Origin of the sequence: Streptomyces sp. NPDC002825 (genome assembly GCF_040295385.1) — a bacterium.
GTDB lineage: Bacteria > Actinomycetota > Actinomycetes > Streptomycetales > Streptomycetaceae > Streptomyces.
Map to the genome: position 1 here is coordinate 1 of NZ_JBEOVH010000029.1, position 15,791 is coordinate 15,791.

The following is a 15,791-nucleotide window of genomic DNA, read 5'->3' on the forward strand; positions in this document are numbered from 1 at the left end:
TCCTCGTCCACCGCCGCCGCGAACGGCACGATCTTCGCCTCCGCGAGGGCACGCACCGACTCCCGGAGCATGTCGTGCTCCTCGGAAGGCCGGTACAGGTCGAAGTCCTTACCCATGATGTGGAGCTCCCCTAGACGCTTGTGGCACTGAGTACCCTCAGCAAAACACACTCAGTGCCATGACGCCAGAGCGCCCCGACGCTGTTCTGCGTCGGGGCGCTCTCAGTACCGGTCGGTCGGTTTTGTTAACGATGGGTGTCCGCGAGGTTTCCTTCGTCCCTGCGGCGCCGGCGCGCCTCGTACTCCTCGCCGAGCCGCTTCGCGTAGTCCTCCGTCAGCTGGAGTCCGGTCAGCAGCGCGGGCGCGCAGATGCTCGGCATGAAGTGCTGGAGAAGCACCGCCACGCGATGGATCAGGTCGTCGCGGTCGCACAGGATCTGGGACATCGCCTGAACCCCGGAGAAAGCACCCGAGAACAGCGAGGCCGTGTCCGTCACGTTGACGTGGACGAGCAGCTCCCCGCGCGCCTTCGCCACCATGAGGATCTCCGACACCTGGTCGATCCACGCCTGGAACGGCGCCACCCGGTCGACACCGGTGGCACCACTGTCCAGGGCGAGGGCGACGCTCGCGCGCACCAGGGCGTCGCGCTGCAGCCGATGGGCGAGCAGGAAGGCCTGGTCCGCGAGCTCCTGCAGCTTTATCGCCTGCGGCTCCAGCGGCACGTCGAGCATCTGTGCGTCGAGTACGCCGAGGGCGAGGTCTTCCTTGGAAGCAAAGTGGAAATACAGCGCCCCCTTGGTCACCCCCGCGCGCACCAGGATCTCTCCGATGGTCGTGCGCTCGTAGCCCCGCTCGGCGAAGACGGCCGCGGCCGACTGCAGGATCGCCTGCCGGGTCTTGATTGCACGCGCTTGCTGCGCCAAGGCGCCTCCCGCTGTATCGCTGTCTGTGCTCGTGGTGTGACGTGAAGCATTGAAAAGAAAACCGCGCTGTACGTATTCTAGGCCGGGCGGATTCGCCGCCCAGGGGCGCGGGGATGCCAGGGGGATCCATGGATCAGAACCTTCGAGGAGCGACCACATGCGTCCCCGGGGAGTTCGTTCACCGAGCGGATCCCGCGGACATCATCCCCACGGGCTGGACCCGGTTGACGGAGAACCGGTTCTCCGTCTCCGCGCGCTGGCCTGCCGCACATTCCTTCTTCTCTCCGGTTGCAGGGGACCGTCACGACCCCGTACTGGTGGCCGAGACGATACGCCAGACCACCATGCTCGTCGCTCATGCCGAATTCGGGGTACCCGTCGAGGATCAGTTCGTCATGTGGGGCATCCGCTACACCGCCGACGCCGAGGCGCTCGCGGTCAGCGACCTCTCCTCGGACGTCACCGTCGACGTCATCTGCTCCGATCTCGACACCCGCCGCGGCAGTCTTCGGAACATCCGCGCGACCATGGTGCTCACCCGCGACGGCCGGCACCTCGCCACCGGCGGCGCCCTCGCCCGCTGCACCTCCGCCCTCGCCTACCGCAGGATCCGGGGCGAGCGGATGGACGCGCTCCACCGGCCCGTCCCGCTGATCCCGGGTGTCGCTCCCGAGCTCGTCGGCCGCGTGCACGGCAAGGACGTGGTCCTCGCCCCGGGCACCCGCCCCCGCCAGTGGCGGCTGCGGATCAACACCGCCCACCCCACCCTCTTCCGGCGCCCGAACGACCACGTCCCCGGCATGGTGCTGCTCGAAGCAGCCCGGCAGGCGGCGACGGCGACCCTCGGCAGCGGGGCGTACCTGCCGACCGACCTGGACATCTCCTTCTCGCGGTACGCCGAACTCGACAGCCCCTGCTGGATCGAGACCGAGATCCTGCCCGGCCACGACCCCGAGGCGGCCACCGTCAGGGTCACCGGCGTGCAGGACGGAGAGCCCGTCTTCCTCAGCACGCTCACTTCCCCGTCCCGGGACCTGGCGGTGGCCGGAGCCGGCCTCGGCACCCGCCTGACGGGCTGAAGCCGACCGGAACGGAACCATGGGCCCACGCATTCTCATCACCGGCGCGACCGGATTCATCGGCGGCCGGGTGGCGGCGACGGCCGCGGCCGCGAACGAGCCGGCGCACGTACGGCTGCTCGCCCGCCGCCCGCTCGACCCGCCGCCGGGCGCGAGCGTCGAGCTCGCCCCGGGCGACCTCCGCGACCCCGACTCGCTGCGCCGCGCCTGCGAGGGGGTCGACGTACTGATCCACTGCGCGTCGGCGATCGGCGCGGACGAGGACACGGCCCACGCGGTCAACGACCGGGGCACCCGCGCCCTCGTCGACGCGGCCGTACGCGCCGGGGTCACCAGGATCGTCTCCCTGAGCACCGCCTCCGTCCACGGCCGCGGGCCCTTCCGGGCGGCCGCCCCCGGCACCCTGCCGCTCGCCCCGGGCTCGGCGACCAGCCGCACCCGGGCGGCGGGGGAGCGGTACGTCCTGGACGCGGGCGGCACCGTCCTGCGGCCCCACCTCGTGTACGGCACGGGCGACCGGCAGCTGATGCCGGGCGTCGTCCGGCTGCTCGCCGCCCTGCCGGGCCCGCTCGACGGGGGCTCCTCGCTGCACTCCCTGATCGACGTGGACAGCCTGGCCCGGGCACTGTTCGGCGCGGCGCTCTCCCCGCGGACGGAGCCCGGCGCCTTCTACGTCAACCACCCGGAGCCGGTTCCGGCGGCGGAACTGCTCGCGGCCGGCGAGGCCCTCGTCGCCGGGCGGTCCGGGACCCGGGGGCCCGCGGTGGACCTCGCCGAGGCCCGCGTCCTGCTCGCGGACGTCCCCTTCGGCCTGCACCACCTGGCGATGCTCGCCGACGACCACTGGTTCGAGGACGACCGGCCCTGGCGGGACTGGGGCTGCGACCCGGGGCCGGGCTTCGCCGCGACGATCGCCGGCCACATGCCCTGGTACCGGGGCCTCCTCGTCCCCTCCTCCTGACGCACCCCCGCGGCCTCAGCCGACGGGCGCGTGCGCGGTGGCGAGCGCGCCCGTGCCCGCCGGATCGAGTCCGGCGAGCGAGTCGGGGCCCGCGAGCATCGGCAGCAGGGTGCGCCACAGACCCGTGACGGTCTTCGGGGACAGCCATTCGCCGTTGTCCCGCCACAGCGCCTCAAGTCCGATCGTGGCCGCCACGATCGTGCGGGCGAGGTCCTGCTGCCGCCCGAGACCGGGGGCGAGCAGGCCCTCGTCGGCCGCTTCCGCGAGCCGCTGCTGGACGCAGCTCTGCCACTCCTGGCGCAGATTGAGCTCCGTACGGGCGTCGTCGGAGCAGCTCAGCCGGAAGCCGGCGCGGACGACGATGTCGTCGCGGAGCAGCCGGGCCAGGGCGTGCGAGGTGTCGGCGAGGTTCTGCAGGGCGTTCGACCGCTGTCCGTACACGATCCGGGCCGTCCTGCGCAGGGCGGTGCAGGCCGCGCCCTCGACGGCGTCGGCGACGGCCGCCTTGTTCTCGAAGTGGAAGTGGAGCGCCCCGGGGCTCACGCCCGCTCCCGAGCTGATGGCGGACAACGTGGCCAGGGCGTAGCCGTGCCGGTCGAATTCCCTGGCCGCCGACTTGATCAGCGCGTCGCGGGTCCGTGTGGCCCGCTCTTGTTTGGTCACCAATGGCTCCAGTAGCACCATGCGCCGGCGGCAGCGGGCCTGCGCCCCGTCGCGCCGCGCCCCGACGACTGTAAACCGACTGCTTGGTATTGTACGAGCCGTCGGTAGCCCGTCGTGGCGTTTCGCCCTGTAAGGGGCGAGTGGGGCGGGGCCCTGACAGACCGGTGCGGCGGTTCCGGCCGCGCGCGGCGACGTGGCGAGGCCTCAGCCGGTCCCGCCCCCGTACCGGGCGAGCAGGCGGGCGCGGCGGGACGGCTGGAGGTTGGCGCGGGTCACGTCCCCGTCGTAGTGGGCGAGGACCCGGTGGTCCATGACGCGGCGCCAGAGCGGCGGGACGTACGCGAGGACGATCATTCCCGCGTACCCCGTCGGCATCTCGGGCGCCTCGTCGAAGTGGCGCAGCGACTGGTAGCGCCGGGTGGGGTACGCGTGGTGGTCGCTGTGCCGCTGGAGGTGGTAGAGGAAGACGTTCGAGGCGACGTTGTCGCTGTTCCAGCTGTGGCGCGGGGCGCAGCGCTCGTAGCGCCCGCTCGCGGTGAGCTCCCGCTTGAGCCCGTAGTGCTCGGTGTAGTTGATGACCTCGAGCAGGCAGAAGCCGAAGACGGCCTGGCCCGCGAGGTACGGCAGGACCCCGGGCCCGAAGGCGAGCGCGAGCCCCGCGAAGAGGAGGAACGACAGCGCCCAGGAGCTGAGGACCGTGTTGCGCGGGCTCCACACGGACCGGCCGCGGCGGGCGAGCCGGCGCTTCTCCAGGCGCCAGGCAGAGGTGAGGCTGCCGAGGACGGTCCGGGGCAGGAAGCGCCAGAAGCTCTCGCCGAGCCGGGCGCTCGCCGGGTCATCCGGTGTGGCGACGCGGATGTGGTGGCCGTGGTTGTGCTCGACGTAGAAGTGGCCGTACCAGGTCTGGGCGAGCGCGATCCGGGACAGCCGGCGCTCCAGGGCCTCCGTCTTGTGCCCCAGCTCGTGGGCGGTGTTGATCGCGATGCCGGCGACCCCACCGAGGGTGAAGGTGAGCCCGATCCGGTCCACGAGGGCGAGGTCGCCCCGGGTGATCAGCCAGCAGCCCAGGACGAGCCCCGTGTACTGCAGGGGGAGGTAGAGGTAGGTGCACCAGCGGTAGTAGCGGTCCTGCTCCAGGTGGGCGAGCGCGCTGTCCGGCGGGTTGCCGGAGTCCTTGCCGATCACGTGGTCGACGACCGGGAAGATCACGTACAGGACGAGGATCCCGGTCCACCAGAAGACGCGGAGCCCGGTGGCGGCGACCAGACCCCAGGAGAGGAAGGGGAAGGCCGGGATGAGCAGGCCGAGCGGCCAGAGCCGGCGCTTGGGGTCGCGCCAGGCGGCGGGGGCTTCGGGGGAGTCGCTGTGCAGGGCCAAGACCGGCTCCTCGGAGAGGTGGACACTTCACATGCGTTCTGTCCATTTGATAGACGGGTCGCCGTGAAGGTGTCAATGCGCTGGACAGGCCCCGGTGCGCAGAGCCGGCGGGGATCCGGTGGATAAAGTGGGGGCACGATGACACGTTTCCGCGAGAGTGTTCGGTCCCTCCTGCGTGAGCAGGTGCTCGACGCCGCCTACCGGCTGGTCGCCGCCGACGGCTGGGGCGGCCTCCGCATGGCCGGCATCGCGCGGGCCGCCGGGATCAGCCGCCAGACGCTCTACAACGAGTTCGGCTCGAAGGAGGCCGTCGGCAACGCCCTGGTCCAGCGCGAGGTGGAGGGCTTCCTCCTCGGCATCCAGCGCGAACTCGACGCTCACCGGGGCGAGTTGGAGGCGGCAGCGGCGGCGGGTGTCGGGTACACGCTCCAGCAGGCCGTGGACAACCCCCTCATCAAGAGCGTCCTGCTCGCCGCGCGCGGCGGCGAGGACGATCTCCTCGCCTATCTCACCACGCGCCCGGAGCCGGTCTTCGGCACGGCGATGGCGATGCTCGACGCGTACGCGACCGAGGCCTGGCCCGACGTCGACGAGGAGTCCCGCGGCCTCGCCGTCGAGACGATCGTGCGGCTCACCGTGAGCCACATCGTCCAGCCGGTGGCCGCGCCGGAGGAGTCGGCGCGGCGCATCGCCAGGATCACGGCACGGATCGCGTACCCGCGCCGCGCCTGACCCGTCGGGGATTGCGCGGGGGCCGGTGCCCCGGGCGGGGCTTCCCCGGGGCCGGTGGACGACGGCGAGGCCCGCTGACGGACACGGGGGATCTCCGGCAGCGGGCCTCTGTTGAATATTGTACGAGATCATCTCGGTTGGTTTCGCCCGGTCGGCGGCGGTGGCGAAGGGCGGGCCCGCGGGGTACATCTCCCCTGAGGCGCGGACACGGCCCGCCCGGGGCCGGACACCCTCGACCGCGCCTCCCGTGCCGACGAGGAGGCCGCCGTGGAAGGCAGAAGCAAAGGGTTCGTGCAGTCCTTCAACCGTCGCGGCGGGTACGGCTTCGTCGTCCCCGTGGGCTCCGAGGAGCAGGTGTACTTCAGCGCCGAGGACATCGAGAGCGAGGGGCGGACGGTCTCCGAGGGGCAGCAGGTCTCCTTCGTCCTGGTCCTCGGCGACGGCCGCTTCGAGGCGAAGGAACTGCGCGTCTGACATCCACGGGCGTCCCGGGTGCGACGGCCGGCCGGTGGTACTGTGCCGAGGCCAGTCGCACCTTTGTACGCACCTGAACGGGTACGTCCACGGGTCAGGGAATCCGGTGCGAGACCGGAACTGACGCGCAGCGGTGAGGGCGACGGGCGGAGCATCGGCCACTGGGCGGCACGACGAGCCCGGGAAGGCGCTCCGTCCGGCTGACCCCGAGTCCGAAGACCTGCTGGCGGCCCCGGCGGCACGCGCCCGTCCGGGGAGCACCGTACGACAGGCTCCGCGTATGAGCCGTGGACGCAGAGGAAGTCCCCCGTGCCGCTCGCACACCCCGTCCGCTCCGCCGTGCCCGCCCTGGCCGGCGTCCTGCTCCTCACCGCGACGGTGACCGGCTGCGGCGGCGGACCCGCCGCACCGCACGGGAAGGGAGCCGCCCCGGAGCGCGGCTACCCCGTCACCTTCGACGACAACTGCGGACGGCAGGTCCGTGTCGACCGCGCCCCGCGCCGGGCCGTCGCCCTCGACCAGGGCGCGGCGGAGATCATGCTCTCCCTCGGCCTCGCCGACCGCATGGTGGGCACCGCGACCTGGACGGACCCGGTGCTCAAGGGCCTGGAGAAGGAGAACGCGAAGGTCCCGCGCCTCGCCGACCGCTACCCCTCCTTCGAGAAGGTCCTGGACGCCGAACCCGACTTCGCGGCCGCCTCGTTCGCGTACACCCTCGGCAAGGGCGGGGTCGCGCCGCGCGAACGCTTCGAGCAGCTCGGCGTCCCCACGTACCTCTCGCCCACCGACTGCGTCGGCAAGGACAACAGCGGCGACGGCGACGGCGTCCGCACCCGGCCCCTCACCATGGAGACGGTCTACGGCGAGATCCGCGACCTGGCCCGGGTGTTCGGGGTCCCCGAGCGCGGCGAGAAGCTCGTCGCCGGGCTCGAGGGCCGGGTCGCGAAGGCCACGGCGGCGGCCGACTTCACCGACGCCACCGTCCTCTACTGGTACTCCGACGCCAAGGCGCCCTACATGGCGGGCTGTTGCGGGGCGCCCGGGATCGTCACCAACGCGCTCGGCGCGAAGAACGTCTTCGACGACACCCGCGAGGAGTGGCCCCAGGTCAACTGGGAGACCGTCGCGGACCGCGACCCCGACGTCCTCGTGATCGGCGACCTGACCCGCCGCGCGCAGTCCGCCGAGAGCGCGGCCAAGAAGATCGAGTTCCTGGAGTCCGACCCCGTCACCCGGAACATGACGGCCGTGAAGCACAAGCGGTACGTCCTGCTCAGCGGCCAGGCGATGAACCCCACCCTGCGCACGGTCGAGGGCATCGAGAAGGTGGCGGCCGCCCTCCGCTCGTACGGTCTCGCGAAGTGAGCACCGCACAGCGGCCCTTCACGTCCGCGACGGCGTTCCTGTGGGCGGCGGCCGGGCTCGCGCTGCTCTGCCTGTCCGTCGCCGTGGCCGTCACCATCGGCCCTGCCGACATCGGCGTCGGCGAGGCCGGCTCCGTGATCGCCGCCCACCTCGGCGGCGCCGCCTCCGGCCTCTCGCCGATCCGCGACGGGATCGTCTGGGACCTGCGGCTGCCCCGTACCCTCCTCGCCGCCGTCTGCGGTGCCGGACTCTCCGTCTGCGGGGCGGTGATGCAGTCGCTCCTGCGCAACCCGCTCGCCGATCCCTTCGTCCTCGGCGTCTCCTCCGGGGCCTCGACGGGCGCGGTCGCGGTCGTCGTCCTCGGCATCGGCGGCGGGATCCTCTCCGTCACCGGCGGGGCGTTCCTGGGGGCGGTGGTCTCCTTCGCGCTCGTCCTGCTGCTCAGCCACACCCTCGGCGGCTCCACGGACCGGGTGGTCCTCGCGGGCGTCGCCGCGATGCAGCTCTTCTCCGCGCTCACCTCCTTCGTCGTGATGACCGCCGCCGACGCCGAGACCACCCGCGGCGTGCTGTTCTGGCTGCTCGGCTCGCTCGCCGGGGCCGGCTGGAGCGACGTGTGGATGTGCCTCGCCGTCCTCGCGGCGGCCCTGCTGATCTGCGGCGGGTACGCGAGGACCCTGGACGCCTTCGCCTTCGGCGAGGAGGCCGCCGCCTCGCTCGGCGTCGCCGTCGCGCGGACCCGGCTCGTCCTGCTCTGCGTCACCGCCCTCCTGACGGCCGCCCTGGTCTCCGCCGCCGGCGCGATCGGCTTCGTCGGGCTCGTCCTGCCGCACGCCGCCCGCGCGCTCGCCGGCCCCGGGCACGCCCGCCTGCTGCCGGTCACCGCGCTGGCCGGGGCGGTGTTCCTCGTCTGGGCCGACACGCTCGCCCGTACGGTCCTCGACCCGCAGGAGGTGCCGGTGGGCGTGGTGACCTCGCTGATCGGCGTACCGGCCTTCGTCCTCGTCCTGTACCGCACCAGGAGCAGCCGATGACCACGACAGCCTCCGCCGACCCGGGGCTCCGCGCCGACCGGGTCTCGCGCACGGCCGGCGACACCCTCGTCCTCGACGGGGTCAGCGTCTCCCTCGCCCCCGGCACCGTCACCGGGCTGCTCGGGCCGAACGGCTCCGGCAAGTCCACCCTGCTGCGGCTCCTCGCCGGCGTCCTCGCCCCCGACTCCGGGCTCGTCACCCTCGACGGCGAGCCGCTCGGCGGGCTCGGCCGCCGCACGGTCGCGCGGCGCCTCGCCACCGTCGAGCAGCAGGCCGACACACAGACCGACCTGACCGTCGCCGACGTCGTACGCCTCGGCCGCATCCCGCACCGCAGGGCCTGGACCCCGCCCTCGGCCGCCGACGAGACCGCCGTCCGCACCGCCCTCGAACGGACAGGACTCACCGAACGCGCCCGCCAGCCCTGGCGCACCCTCTCCGGCGGCGAACGCCAGCGCGTCCAGATCGCCCGTGCCCTCGCCCAGGAACCGCGCGAGCTCCTCCTCGACGAGCCCACCAACCACCTCGACATCCAGCACCAGCTCGACCTCCTCGCCCTCGTCGCCGGACTCCGGCTCACCGCCGTCGTCGCCCTGCACGACCTCAACCTCGCGGCGATGCACTGCGACCGGCTCGTGGTCCTCGCCCGGGGCCGGGTGGTGGCGAGCGGCCCGCCCGAGGAGGTCCTCACGGAGGAGCTCATCGCCGAGGTGTACGGGGTCCGCAGCGCCGTGACCCGGCCCGGACCCGAGGGGCGCCCCCACATCCGCTTCCTGGGTACGGTGGCCCCATGCCCGAGCCCGTAGACCCCGCAGCCGCCGCCTCCCGCCCGCACGAGCGGACTCCAGGAGCGCGTGAACTCGCGGCGGCGGCCGAGGTGTTCGGCCTGCTCTCCGACCCCACCCGGCTCCACCTGGTGTGGCTGCTCACCCGCGGCGAGGCCGACGTCACCGCCCTCACCGAGGCGTGCGGGGCCGCGCGCCCCGCCGTCAGCCAGCACCTCGCCAAGCTGCGCCTCGGTGGGCTCGTCACGAGCCGCAAGGACGGCCGCCGGGTCGTGTACGCGATGCCGGACGGGCATCTGAAGCGCCTGGTCGTCGAGGCGATCAGCCGGGCGGACCACCAGGTGACGGGGGAGCCCTGGCACGACTGACGTGAACATGTGCGCACGCGTGCACGTATCGGTTACGGTGGAGGCGTCAGCCGTCCGCCGTCGCCGACCGGGGCCGCCCCCATGCTGTCCGTCCTGCGCAACCGCACCTACCGGCGCCTGTTCGCCGCGCAGGTCGTCGCCCTCGCGGGCACCGGCCTGGCGACCGTGGCGCTGAGCCTGCTCGCGTACGACCTGGCCGGGGCGGACGCCACCGCCGTGCTCGGCACCGCCCTCGCCCTCAAGATGGCCGCGTACGTGACGATCGCCCCGCTCGCCGGAGCCCTCGCCGACCGCGTGTCCCGGCGCACGCTGCTCGTCTCGATGGACCTGGCGCGGGCCACGGTCGTGCTCGCCCTGCCGTTCGTCACGCAGGTGTGGCAGGTGTACGTCCTGATCCTGCTGCTCCAGGCCGCCTCCGCCGCCTTCACCCCGGCCTTCCAGGCGACGATCCCGCAGGTGCTCCCGGAGGAGCGCGCCTACACGGACGCCCTGTCGCTCTCCCGGCTCGCCTACGACCTGGAGAGCCTGGTCAGCCCCGTCCTGGCCGCCGCGCTGCTCACGGTCCTCCCGTACTCCTGGCTCTTCACGGGCACGGCCGCCGGCTTCCTGGCCTCGGCTCTGCTCGTCCGAACGACCACCCTGCCCGCACCTCGGGACCCCGAAGCGAGCGGTCCGCGCCGGCTCCGCGCGTCTCGGTCCGAAGCGAGCGGTCCGCGCCGGCTCCGCGCGTCTCGGTCCGAAGCGGGTGGTCCGCGCCGGCTCCGCGCGTCTCGGTCCGAAGCGGGTGGTCCGCGCCGGCTCCGCGCGTCTCGGTCCGAAGCGGGTGGTCCCCGCCGGCTCCGCGCGTCTCGGTCCGAAGTGGGCGGTCCGCGCCGGCTCCGCGCGTCTCGGTCCGAAGCGGGTGGTCCCCGCCGGCTCTACGCCAAGGTCGCCTTCGGCATCCGGTTGTTGCTCGCCACGCCGAGGCTGCGGGCCCTCCTCGCCCTCGATCTCGCGGTCTCCGCCGCCGGGGCCGTGGTGCTCGTCGACACCGTGCTCCTGGTCCGTGACACCCTCGGCCGCCCCGCCGGGGACGTCCCGCTCGCGCTCGGCGCCTACGGGGCGGGCTCCATGGCCGTGGCGCTGCTGCTGCCGCGCCTCCTGCGCCGGGCCGACGACCGCGTCGTCATGGTCCGGGCGGCCTTCGTCCTGCCCGGCGCCCTCGTGCTCCTCGCCCTCGGGCTGACCGCCGCTCCCGGCGCCTGGTCCTGGCCCGCGCTGCTCGCCGTCTGGCTGGTCCTCGGCGCCGCCGGATCGGCCGTCCTCACCCCGGGCGGCCGGGTGGTGCGCCGCTCCGCCGCCGGGGACGACCTGCCGGCCGCCTTCGCGGCCCGGTTCTCCCTCTCGCACGCCTGCTGGCTGCTGGCCTACCCGCTCGCAGGAGGGCTGGCCGCCTGGGCGGGACCCGCCGTCTCGGCGGCCGCGCTCGCCGCGCTCGCCCTCGTCGGGGCGGTGGGCGCGGCGTGCCTCTGGCCCCGCGAGGACCCGGCCGAGCTGGCGCACGTCCACCCCGAACTCCCGGCCGGCCACCCGCACCTGGCCGGGGCCGGGGCCGGGGCAGGGGCAGGGGCAGGGGCAAGGGTTCACGCGCACGCGTACCACATCGACACGCTGCACCGGCGGTGGCCGCGGGCGCCCGGCCGGGCGTCCGGTCAGCGTGGGAGGCGCATCTCCAGAGCGTCCAGGACCACGTCGAGGCCGTAGGTGAACGTGGCGTCCCGGACGGCGACCGGGTCCGCCGCCGCGGTGGCGGCCTCGGCGTACGACCCGGCGAGGTGGTCGTGCTCGGCCGCCGCCTGCCGGGCGGCGGGCATGAGACGGGCGTCCTCGGCTACTCGCCCGTCAAGGCCGGTCTCGCCCTCGTCCGCTCGCCGTCGCCGCGTCGGCTCCGCCCTCGACGACACCATCCAGCAGGCCGGCACCGCGCCCGGCATCGCCATCCTCGGCTCGCTCCTCACCAGCACCTTCTCCTCCGAGATGCCGGCCGACGCCCCCGAGCAGGCCAAGCGGTCCATGGGCGGCGCACTGGCCGCCGCCCAGGGCGACGCCGGACTGGTCACCGCCACCCGCGACGCCTTCACCTCCTCGATGTCCACCACCTTCACCATCAGCGCGGTCGGCGTCCTCGCGGCGGCCGTCCTCGCCACCCTGGTGATGCGCGACACCAAGCCCGCGGCCGGCGCGGACGAGACCGAGGAGAAGGAACTCGTCGCCTGACACCCGGCCCGCACGAGAAGCCGGCACCCACGGGGTGCCGGCTCCTCCGTCTGCACCAGACGGATGCCTCTCGCCCCGACTGTGGAGTGTTCGGCCGGGTCACCGGGCACTTCCGGCCATAGTGCGGGCCATGACCCCCACCCCCAGCAGGAGCCGCTCCCGTACGGTCCTCCTCTGCGCCGCTCTCCTCGCCCTCACCACCCAGACGGCTGCCGCCGCCCCCGTCGTCCCCCCGGACCCCGGCGGTCCCGGACACGGCGGGCGGGACTGCGTGCGGACCGAACGTCCCCTCGACGCCAAGGCCCGCCGGATCCTGGACATCACCCGCAAGGCCAAGAGCGACCTCAAGCTGAAGTCCGTCGAGCTGCGCGTCACCGTCGACGGCCGCGAGGTCGTCACCGACGCCCTCGGGGAGTCCATGACCGGCGTCCCCGCCGAGCCGGACATGCACTTCCGGGCGGGCTCCGTCGCCTTCGCCCACATCGGCACCGCCCTCCTCCAGCTCGTCGAGGAGGGCGTCGTCGACCTCGACGACACCGTGGAGCAGTGGCTGCCCACCGTGCCGAAGGCGAGCCGGATCACCCTGCGGATGCTGGCCGACAACACCAGCGGCCTCCACGACTACGTCACCGACCCGGCCTTCGGCGCCGAGCTGGGGCCGCACCCGTTCCGCCAGTGGACGCCGGCGCAGCTCCTCGCGTACCCGTACAGCCACTCCTTCTGGTACGAGCCGGGCACGAGCTGGAGCTACTCCCACGCCAACTACCTGCTCCTCGTCGCCGCACTCGAGAAGATCACCGGCACCCGGATCGACGAGCTCGTGCGGGAACGCGTCACGGGTCCCCTCGGCATGCGCGACACCCGGAACGGCTTCACCCCCGACATCCCCCGCCCGGTCCTGCACGCCTTCACCTCGGACCGCGGCTTCTACGAGGAGTCCACCTTCTGGAACCCCTCGTGGACCACCGCGCCCGGCGCGGTCATCACCACCCACATCTGCGACCTGGCCACGTCGGCGCGGGCGATCGGCAGCGGCGAACTCCTCTCCTACCGCTCGTACCGCACCCTGCTCGACCCCGGCACGGTCGGCCTGGGAGGCGCGAGCGCCACCTGCCCCGCCTCGATCTGTCTGAAGCAGACCGAGGCGAAGCACTTCGGCCTCGGCGTCATCGTCGTCAACGGGTGGGTGCTGCAGAACCCGTCGTTCTCCGGGTACGCGGCGATCCAGGCGTACCTCCCGTCGAAGGGGCTCGCCATCGCCGTCTCCGCGACGAAGAACCCGAACACCCCCGACGGCAACATGGCCGAGGTGGTCGCTCAGCGCATCGCGGCCGCACTCGCCCCGGACGACCCTCTGGCGATCACCTGATCCGACGTCAGGAGCTGGGCCGGGCACCCCGCTCGGGCGTCGCCCGGCAGCCGGTGCGTCCGGATCCTGCCGGAATCCGGCATGGCGTGCGCCCCTGAGGCCCGGTTAGCGTGCCCGCGGCGCAAGGGGCGTCGGGAAAGGGAGGGGCGATGCTTCTGTTGGCCTGGGGGATGTTCGCGACGGCCTTCGGCTGGGTCGTCGCGACGGATTTCCGGGGAGCGGCCTGCCGCATGCACGCGGTGTCCAGCGCGTCCACGCCGACCGGCGGCGGGGCGCCGAGGCTGCCCGTCGGCTTCTTCCGGTTCCTGGCGGGGGTCTTCGCCCTGGCCGGCCCCGCCGTCCTGGTCACCGGACTCTTCCTCGTGGGGCGCGGAGAGGAGATGCCGGGCGAGTTGCCCGCGCCGCCCCTCGGGTGGGTCGTGGTGGAGATGCTCGCCGCCGTCTACTTCCTGTGGGGCGACTGGCGCCGCTCCGGTTTGCTGCGCCGCGAGTGGCAGGCCCGCAGGGGAGCGCGACGGGCCGCCGTGGCCGGCTTCTCGACGGGGCTCGTCGCCGTCGTCGTGACGTACGGCCTCGGCTGGGGGACATGGATGATGACGAGCATGCTGGTCAGTGAGGTGTGCTGGCTCTTCCTGCTCACCGAGGACCGGCGCGGGCGGGGAGAGTAGTCCGATCCGGCGCTACGCGTCGTGGAACCCGCGCGGTCGGAGGGCGCGTGCGGCGGGCAGCCCCGCCATGGTGTCCACGAAGGCCCGGTGATGGGGAGTCAGCGGGCACCAGGGATGCGGCGGCAGCGGGTAGTCGTCGCGCAGGACGCCCTCCGGGAGCGCCCCGGTCGCGGGCAGCGGCGAGGTCTCGCCCAGGTGGGCGAGGTGCGCCCAGACCCCGCTGTCCAACGGCACGACAGCCCCCTCGTCGCCGGGCGGGCGCCAGGACGCGCCCGTGAGCGGGTGGCGCGGGACGAGGAGGACGTCGGGGCGCGGCCGGGGCGTGGGAATCCCCGGCCCGGCGAGCCCCACGGTCCTGGCAGCCCCGGGCCCGGCGGGGAGGTACAGGCCGACGGCGTGGCCGAGCAGTTCGGCGACGGGCCCCGCGGGGAGGGTCACCGGACGGTCCTCGGCGGCCACCACCAGGTGGGCCAGCGCGACCCCGACCGCCACATGCCAACGGCGGCTCCACGAGCCGTCCGGCTCGACGGGCGGGACGCGGTGCTCGGCACGCCGCAGGTCGTCCCAGCCGGGCGGCGGCCCCGCGGGGAGCCCCGAGGAGCGGCGTACGACAGCGTCGGGCTCCAGCCACACCGCCTGCCACAGCCCGCAGTCGTCCCAGCGGGTCGCCACGGCCCGCCCGCACCCCTCGCACGCCAGGTTGGGGCCTTCCCGGCCGTCCACGCCCTGGCAGTGGCCCTCGCACCTGTCGGGGATCAGGGTCATGGACCGGGAGTCGCCGGGGGCGATGACGATCCTGTTCCGGGGGCCGAAGGAGACGCCGAACACCGGTACGTACACGCCCTGCCGGGCGGCCGTCTCAGCGCCCACCTCCTCCCACCGCCGCCAGGGCGGTCCGGTGGGCCGGGGCTCGACGGCGTACGTCGCGGGCTCCATGAGCGGGGGATGGAGCTCCTCCCAGGCGCCGTGGTGGGTGTGGACGGGGAGGGCGACCCGGGACACCGGCGCCGTCAGCTCGGTGCCGCACCCGGCACACACGAACACGTCCAAAAAAGCTCCCCCTCGCCCCGGCTGCGGGGGATTGTGCCTCGCCCGCGGGCGGGGGGTCCACCGGTTTCGGAAAGGGCTGCGGGCCCGGTCGGTGGCGTCCGGGGCGTGTCGGCTCCCGCGCCTCGGCGGGCAGGTGGTTACGTGGCGGCGAACCCGGCGAACCCGGCGAACCCGGCGAACCCGGCGAACCGCCGAACCCGCCGAACCTGCCGAACCTGCCGAACCCGCCGAACCCGCCGAACCCTTCGGTCCCATCGAGCCCGTCGAACCCATCGAGGAGAACGAAACGCCATGCGGATCCACGTGACCAGTGTCTTCGTCGACGACCAGGACAAGGCCCTGAGCTTCTACACGGAGAAGCTGGGCTTCGTGAAGAAGACGGAGGTCCCCCTCGGCGACTACCGCTGGCTGACCGTCGTCTCGCCGGAGGCCCCCGACGGCACCGAGCTGCTCCTGGAGCCCGACGCGCACCCCGCCGCCAGGGCGTACACGAGGGCGCTCGTCGCGGACGGCATCCCGGCCACCTCCTTCGCCGTGGACGACGTCCGTGCCGAGTACGAGCGGCTGCGGGCCCTGGGTGTCCGCTTCACCCAGGAGCCGACGGAGGCGGGCCCGGTCACCATCGCGGTCCTGGACGACACCTGCGGCAACTTCATCCAGCTCGTCCAGATGTCCTAGCCGTCCC

General features: G+C 73.5%; 18 protein-coding genes and 1 riboswitch. Of the genes, 13 read left to right on the forward strand and 5 right to left on the reverse strand.

Features of this window, described 5'->3' with window-relative positions:
- Nucleotides 1-244: 244 nt before the first annotated feature.
- Nucleotides 245-925, reverse strand: a complete 681-nt coding sequence (locus tag ABT041_RS29675) for a ScbR family autoregulator-binding transcription factor (RefSeq protein WP_351190166.1) — start codon at nt 923-925, stop codon at nt 245-247.
- A 128-nt stretch (nt 926-1,053) separates the two neighbouring features.
- Here ABT041_RS29675 and ABT041_RS29680 point away from each other — a divergent pair, with 128 nt between their 5' ends.
- Both ABT041_RS29680 and ABT041_RS29685 read left to right on the forward strand, forming a co-directional pair.
- Nucleotides 1,054-2,004 carry a ScbA/BarX family gamma-butyrolactone biosynthesis protein gene (locus ABT041_RS29680; protein WP_351190169.1) on the forward strand — a complete coding sequence of 317 codons (951 nt, stop codon included), beginning with the start codon at nt 1,054-1,056 and terminating at the stop codon, nt 2,002-2,004.
- Between the two features lie 19 nt (nt 2,005-2,023).
- Nucleotides 2,024-2,965 (forward strand): NAD-dependent epimerase/dehydratase family protein, encoded by a 942-nt coding sequence (locus ABT041_RS29685; protein WP_351190172.1) that lies wholly within the window; start codon nt 2,024-2,026, stop codon nt 2,963-2,965.
- A gap of 15 nt (nt 2,966-2,980) precedes the next feature.
- Here ABT041_RS29685 and ABT041_RS29690 read toward each other — a convergent pair whose 3' ends face one another.
- On the reverse strand, nt 2,981-3,628 hold the full coding sequence (locus ABT041_RS29690) for a ScbR family autoregulator-binding transcription factor (RefSeq protein WP_351190175.1): 648 nt from the start codon (nt 3,626-3,628) through the stop codon (nt 2,981-2,983).
- A gap of 204 nt (nt 3,629-3,832) precedes the next feature.
- Nucleotides 3,833-5,005 carry an alkane 1-monooxygenase gene (locus ABT041_RS29695; protein WP_351190178.1) on the reverse strand — a complete coding sequence of 391 codons (1,173 nt, stop codon included), beginning with the start codon at nt 5,003-5,005 and terminating at the stop codon, nt 3,833-3,835.
- 138 nt (nt 5,006-5,143) lie between these two features.
- Between ABT041_RS29695 and ABT041_RS29700 the strand changes: the two genes are divergently transcribed.
- The 7 genes from ABT041_RS29700 to ABT041_RS29730 all read left to right on the forward strand — a co-directional run bounded on the left by ABT041_RS29700 (nt 5,144) and on the right by ABT041_RS29730 (nt 11,506).
- Nucleotides 5,144-5,737 carry a TetR/AcrR family transcriptional regulator gene (locus ABT041_RS29700; RefSeq protein ID WP_351190180.1) on the forward strand — a complete coding sequence of 198 codons (594 nt, stop codon included), beginning with the start codon at nt 5,144-5,146 and terminating at the stop codon, nt 5,735-5,737.
- A gap of 267 nt (nt 5,738-6,004) precedes the next feature.
- Nucleotides 6,005-6,211, forward strand: coding sequence for a cold-shock protein (locus tag ABT041_RS29705; protein WP_351190183.1), 207 nt, complete (start codon nt 6,005-6,007; stop codon nt 6,209-6,211).
- A 50-nt stretch (nt 6,212-6,261) separates the two neighbouring features.
- Nucleotides 6,262-6,439: riboswitch (cobalamin riboswitch) on the forward strand.
- Nucleotides 6,440-6,520: 81 nt separating this feature from the next.
- Complete coding sequence (locus ABT041_RS29710; protein ID WP_351190186.1) at nt 6,521-7,576, forward strand: ABC transporter substrate-binding protein; 1,056 nt, start codon at nt 6,521-6,523, stop codon at nt 7,574-7,576.
- Nucleotides 7,573-8,610: a FecCD family ABC transporter permease gene (locus ABT041_RS29715; protein WP_351190189.1), complete on the forward strand. Its 1,038-nt coding sequence runs from the start codon at nt 7,573-7,575 to the stop codon at nt 8,608-8,610. The genes ABT041_RS29710 and ABT041_RS29715 overlap by 4 nt, the downstream gene beginning before the upstream one ends.
- Complete coding sequence (locus ABT041_RS29720; RefSeq protein WP_351190192.1) at nt 8,607-9,416, forward strand: ABC transporter ATP-binding protein; 810 nt, start codon at nt 8,607-8,609, stop codon at nt 9,414-9,416. Before ABT041_RS29715 ends, ABT041_RS29720 begins: the two co-directional genes overlap by 4 nt.
- Nucleotides 9,401-9,763, forward strand: a complete 363-nt coding sequence (locus tag ABT041_RS29725) for an ArsR/SmtB family transcription factor (RefSeq protein ID WP_351190195.1) — start codon at nt 9,401-9,403, stop codon at nt 9,761-9,763. Before ABT041_RS29720 ends, ABT041_RS29725 begins: the two co-directional genes overlap by 16 nt.
- A gap of 81 nt (nt 9,764-9,844) precedes the next feature.
- Complete coding sequence (locus tag ABT041_RS29730; RefSeq protein ID WP_351190198.1) at nt 9,845-11,506, forward strand: MFS transporter; 1,662 nt, start codon at nt 9,845-9,847, stop codon at nt 11,504-11,506.
- Here the strand turns inward: ABT041_RS29730 and ABT041_RS29735 are convergent.
- Nucleotides 11,455-11,616 (reverse strand): hypothetical protein, encoded by a 162-nt coding sequence (locus tag ABT041_RS29735; protein ID WP_351190200.1) that lies wholly within the window; start codon nt 11,614-11,616, stop codon nt 11,455-11,457. The genes ABT041_RS29730 and ABT041_RS29735 overlap by 52 nt on opposite strands.
- On the opposite strand from ABT041_RS29735, the gene ABT041_RS29740 reads away from it, so the two are divergent.
- From ABT041_RS29740 to ABT041_RS29750, 3 genes are all read left to right on the forward strand, one after another.
- Nucleotides 11,615-12,019, forward strand: a complete 405-nt coding sequence (locus ABT041_RS29740) for a hypothetical protein (RefSeq protein WP_502976620.1) — start codon at nt 11,615-11,617, stop codon at nt 12,017-12,019. The two genes, ABT041_RS29735 and ABT041_RS29740, sit on opposite strands and share 2 nt — an antisense overlap.
- Nucleotides 12,020-12,149: 130 nt before the next feature.
- The gene (locus ABT041_RS29745) at nt 12,150-13,388 is read left to right on the forward strand and encodes a serine hydrolase domain-containing protein (RefSeq protein ID WP_351190203.1); all 1,239 of its coding nucleotides are present in this window, start codon (nt 12,150-12,152) and stop codon (nt 13,386-13,388) included.
- A 149-nt stretch (nt 13,389-13,537) separates the two neighbouring features.
- Nucleotides 13,538-14,056, forward strand: coding sequence for a hypothetical protein (locus ABT041_RS29750; RefSeq protein WP_351190206.1), 519 nt, complete (start codon nt 13,538-13,540; stop codon nt 14,054-14,056).
- A gap of 12 nt (nt 14,057-14,068) precedes the next feature.
- Here ABT041_RS29750 and ABT041_RS29755 read toward each other — a convergent pair whose 3' ends face one another.
- On the reverse strand, nt 14,069-15,106 hold the full coding sequence (locus ABT041_RS29755) for a hypothetical protein (RefSeq protein WP_502976621.1): 1,038 nt from the start codon (nt 15,104-15,106) through the stop codon (nt 14,069-14,071).
- A gap of 291 nt (nt 15,107-15,397) precedes the next feature.
- Here ABT041_RS29755 and ABT041_RS29760 point away from each other — a divergent pair, with 291 nt between their 5' ends.
- Nucleotides 15,398-15,784, forward strand: coding sequence for a VOC family protein (locus ABT041_RS29760; RefSeq protein ID WP_351190209.1), 387 nt, complete (start codon nt 15,398-15,400; stop codon nt 15,782-15,784).
- Nucleotides 15,785-15,791 lie beyond the last annotated feature (7 nt).